Source organism: Phyllobacterium sp. P5_D12 (assembly GCF_054049495.1).
Window position 1 is genome coordinate 1 of the sequence record NZ_JBFUMG010000518.1, and the last position, 3143, is coordinate 3143.

At 57.1% G+C, this 3143-nt stretch carries 3 protein-coding genes and 1 pseudogene; 3 read left to right on the forward strand and 1 reads right to left on the reverse strand.

Going from position 1 to position 3143, the window contains the following annotated elements:
* Positions 1-147: pseudogene (locus ACXJ5O_RS22785) on the reverse strand (IclR family transcriptional regulator); the annotation flags it as partial.
* A gap of 178 nt (positions 148-325) precedes the next feature.
* Here ACXJ5O_RS22785 and gcl point away from each other — a divergent pair.
* From gcl to ACXJ5O_RS22800, 3 genes are all read left to right on the forward strand, one after another.
* Entirely contained in the window at positions 326-2110 is a 1785-nt protein-coding gene (gene gcl, locus ACXJ5O_RS22790; protein ID WP_457301893.1) for a glyoxylate carboligase, read from the forward strand.
* A 10-nt stretch (positions 2111-2120) separates the two neighbouring features.
* Positions 2121-2936 carry a hydroxypyruvate isomerase gene (hyi, locus tag ACXJ5O_RS22795; protein ID WP_457301894.1) on the forward strand — a complete coding sequence of 272 codons (816 nt, stop codon included), beginning with the start codon at positions 2121-2123 and terminating at the stop codon, positions 2934-2936.
* 4 nt (positions 2937-2940) lie between these two features.
* Positions 2941-3143, forward strand: a 203-nt coding sequence (locus ACXJ5O_RS22800) for an NAD(P)-binding domain-containing protein (RefSeq protein WP_457301895.1), incomplete at its 3' end; no start/stop codon positions are given.

A 3143-nucleotide genomic window follows, 5' to 3' on the forward strand; every position in this document is an offset into this window, starting at 1 on the left:
GGTCTGGTCGGCTAGCTCGGAGAGCGCCGAGCCATCATGGTCGGCGATGATAGCGAGAAGTTTCAAGCTCCTGTCGAGGACCTGCACCGAAGATGGCGCCGCATCCGCTGCAGCCTTGCGACCCCTTTTGCCTTTGACCGGTTCGATAACAGACACAGTCGCTCCCTTGTTCCATCCCCTGGCACCATCCAGCCATAGACCGGCAAACCGGATTTATCCAGTTTTATTGAAAGTCATTATTTCCACAGAGTGAGAATAATTTCCATTATGTGTTGATATATGCGAATTTTGGGTTACAGTTCCACCAAAATCTGGAGGAATGATCATGACAAAAATGCGTGCCGTTGATGCGGCAGTTCGTATCCTGGAGAAGGAAGGGATCGATTGCGCCTTTGGTGTTCCGGGGGCGGCGATCAATCCGTTTTATTCGGCGCTGCGGGCGCGCGGCACGGTCCGCCACATCCTGGCGCGTCACGTCGAAGGTGCTTCGCATATGGCGGAGGGTTATACCCGCGCTGACGCGGGCAATATCGGCGTCTGTATCGGCACCTCCGGCCCGGCCGGAACAGATATGATCACCGGCCTTTACTCGGCGTCCGCCGATTCCATCCCGATCCTATGCATCACCGGGCAGGCGCCGCGCGCACGGCTCGACAAGGAAGACTTTCAGGCCGTCGATATCGCGTCGATTGCGAAGCCCGTGACCAAGTGGGCGGTAACGGTGATGGAGCCGGGCCTTGTTCCCTATGTCTTTCAGAAGGCTTTCCATATCATGCGCTCGGGCCGTCCGGGTCCGGTGCTGATCGATCTGCCGWTCGACGTRCAGMTGGCMGAGATCGAATTCGATCCAGATACCTATGAGCCCCTGGAGCCCTACAAGCCTGCCGCGACGCGGGCGCAGGTGGAAAAGGCGCTGACGATGCTCAACGCGGCGGAGCGCCCGTTGATCGTTGCCGGCGGCGGTATCATCAATGCCGACRCTTCCGACCTGTTGGTCGAGTTTGCCGAGATCACCGGGGTTCCGGTTATTCCCACATTGATGGGCTGGGGGACGATTCCCGATGATCACCGGTTGATGGCCGGAATGTGCGGCCTGCAGACTTCGCACCGCTACGGCAATGCGACGATGCTGGCCTCGGATTTCGTGCTCGGAATTGGCAATCGCTGGGCCAACCGTCACACAGGCAATGTCGCGACTTACACGGAGGGAAGAAAGTTCGTCCATGTCGATATCGAGCCGACGCAGATCGGCCGGGTCTTCGCGCCGGATTTCGGCGTCGTGTCCGACGCAGGAAAGGCGCTGAAGCTTTTTCTGGATGTTGCCACCGAGTGGAAAACCGCCGGCAAACTGCGTGACTGGTCGAAATGGGCGGAGGAATGCCAGGAGCGCAAGCGCACGATGCTGCGCAAGACGCATTTCGATCAGGTGCCGTTGAAGCCGCAACGCGTTTACGAAGAGATGAATAAGGCGTTCGGCCGCGATGCCTGCTATGTCACGACGATCGGGCTCAGCCAGATCGCAGGGGCGCAGTTCCTGAATGTCTACAAACCGCGCAACTGGATCAATTGCGGACAGGCCGGCCCGCTCGGCTGGACCTTGCCGGCGGCGCTCGGCGTGCGTGCTGCCGATCCGCACCGGCCGATCGTTGCTCTCTCGGGCGACTATGACTTCCAGTTCATGATCGAGGAACTTGCGGTCGGCGCACAGCATAAACTGCCATATCTGCATGTCGTCGTGAACAATTCCTATCTCGGCTTGATCCGCCAGGCGCAGCGTGGCTTCGACATGGATTTCGAGGTCAGTCTGGCCTTCGACAATATCAACGCGTCCGGCGATGCGGAGAAGGGCTATGGCGTTGACCATGTCGCTGTCGCGGAAGGGCTCGGCTGCAAGGCCATTCGCGTTCGCAGCCCTAACCAGTTCACGGAAGCGTTCGAAGATGCGAAGGCGCTGATGGAGGAACATCAGGTGCCGGTGGTCATCGAAGTCATTCTGGAACGCGTCACCAACATTGCAATGGGCATGGATATCAACGCGGTCGTCGAGTTCGAGGAACTCGCGGAGCGGCCCGAAGATGCGCCAACTGCTGTTGCAGCGTATCTCGATTGAGGAGGATGAAATGCCGAAATTTGCAGCCAATTTAACGATGCTCTTCAATGAGGTGCCATTTCTCGAACGCTTTGCGCTCGCGAGCGAAGCGGGATTTGAAGCGGTGGAATATCTCTTTCCCTACGACTACAACGCCGACGAGTTGAAGCGGGAACTGACCGAAAACAATCTCGTCCAGGTCTTGCACAATCTGCCTGCCGGCAATTGGGGAGCGGGTGAGCGCGGCATTGCCGTGTTACCCGACCGCATCGATGAGTTCCGGCGTGGCGTCGTCATGGCAATCGACTATGCGACAGCGCTTGGCTGCAAACAGGTCAACTGCCTTGCGGGTGTTGCGTCGGCGGGGTTGGGCAATGATGTCCTGCGTTCGACCTTCGTCCATAATCTGAGGCTCGCTGCGCAAGAACTTGCAAAATATGACATTCGACTGTTGATCGAACCGATCAATACCTACGATATTCCGGGGTTTTATCTGAACACAGTCGAGCAGGCGGCTTCGATCATCGAAGAGGTCGGCAGCGATAATCTGTTCATTCAGTACGATCTCTATCACCAGCAGCGCACACGTGGCGAACTCGTTGCCACCTATGAGCGGCACAAGGAACTGATCGCGCATGTCCAGCTTGCCGACAATCCGGGCCGCAATGAGCCAGGTACCGGTGAGATCAATTATCCTTTCGTTTTCAAAGCTTTGGAGCAGGCCGGCTATGATGGCTGGATCGGCTGCGAATACAAACCAAAAACAGAAACGCAACGCGGCCTTGCCTGGTTGAACGAAGCTTCAACAACGCAAAAACACGCGGATATCATTAGAATGAGGAGCTGACCACATGGCGGACATAGGTTTTRTCGGGCTTGGTATCATGGGAACACCCATGGCGCGCCATCTACAGGATGCCGGGCACGAGCTCTATACGTCGAAGTTTTTTATTGAGCCGAAACAAGAGCTTATCGACAATGGCCTGAAGATTGTCGAGAGCCCGAAGGCTCTGGCGGAAAAGACGGACATCATCATCTTGATGCTGCCGGACAC

Bases quoted from the DNA above. Each gene is read 5' to 3' on its own strand.
- hyi (WP_457301894.1), top strand. From the start codon at position 2,121: ATGCCGAAATTTGCAGCCAATTTAACGATGCTCTTCAATGAGGTGCCA.